The organism is Nitrospirota bacterium, assembly GCA_016219645.1.
Lineage (GTDB): Bacteria > Nitrospirota > Nitrospiria > Nitrospirales > Nitrospiraceae > Palsa-1315.
The window spans coordinates 1-1,162 of the sequence record JACRLR010000069.1 but is presented as its reverse complement, the minus strand read 5'-3'; the positions used below and the strand labels follow the sequence as shown (position 1 = coordinate 1,162).

Annotated in this window: 1 protein-coding gene; it reads left to right on the top strand. The window is 56.0% G+C overall.

From position 1 onward, the window contains the following. Window positions 1–1,081, top strand: a 1,081-nt coding sequence (locus HZB34_17795) for a hypothetical protein (GenBank protein ID MBI5317816.1), incomplete at its 5' end; no start/stop codon positions are given. Window positions 1,082–1,162: the final 81 nt, after the last annotated feature.

Sequence of the window (1,162 nt, the reverse complement as noted above, 5' to 3'; positions counted from 1 at the left end):
GAAGACGAGTATTCATGCTCATGCCTATGAAGATCCGTTCTTCCAAGCCTATTGGAAGAAGGATAAGAACATTTGGGTTTGTCTCAATTGCCACACGCCGCTCGAGAACCAACAGCCCACGCTGGTGAAAGAGATTCCGCGTGGGCGGGTTGAGAAGGCCATTCAAGAGCCCAATCCGCGCTATGATCCGGAGTATCAGAAAGAGTCGGTCACCTGTGCGGCCTGCCATGTGCGCGACGGCGTGATTCATGGGCCGTATGAAGATTCCGTGGCTCCACACCCCACAAAATATGACCCCAATTTTAGGACGGCGCAGGTCTGTTATCGCTGCCACAATGTGGTGTCCGGCCCGGCCCAGTTCTACAACGTGGGGCCCTGCGGGACCTATGCGGAATATGAAGGCCAGTATTGGCAGGAACGCGGTTTCATTTGTCAGAGCTGCCACATGCCGGAGATCGAGAGACCGGTGGCCCTGGACGGACCGGTCCGCAAGGGGCGTCGACACCTCTGGCGAGGTGGACATGATCCCGATATGGTAGGGCGAGCAGTGGCGGTTCAGGTGAAAGCGGACACCGCTGTTCCGAAGCCGGGTGATCGGGTCGGGTTTACGCTCACCCTGACGAATGCCGGTGCCGGGCATAAGATCCCGACAGGTGACCCCGATCGATTTTTTACGGTGGAGTTCCTTGTCGAAGATCAGCAGGGAAACATACTGGAGCAGCAGAGCTCCACGATGGGACGGTGGATCCTCTGGCAGCCTGCCATCATAGAGTTGTATGATAATCGGTTGTTCCCGCAGACCAGCCGTGACTACCAGTTCGCGTATCGGATACCCGAGAAGACGGACGGACTCAAGCTGAGGACCAGAGTGCGCTACCATATCCTGACTGATTCGCAGCATGAGATGTTGCAAACGAAATACGGCCTGACCGGCAATGATCCCTATCGATTTGTCGTCTATGAGCGAGAATTTCCGTTGTCGGGCGAGTTGAAAACCGCATTGGAGCACCAGGAAACCAGGCTATCGCACGTCCGTCGCCAACAGAATGGCAACAGTTGCAAAGCTGTTGCGCACAGCTGAATCGCCCGTCGCGGGCGAGAAAGAGCCAGGCATCGTGACACATCCATTACTCATCGATACGGAATCGCTTCAGCGGCAATT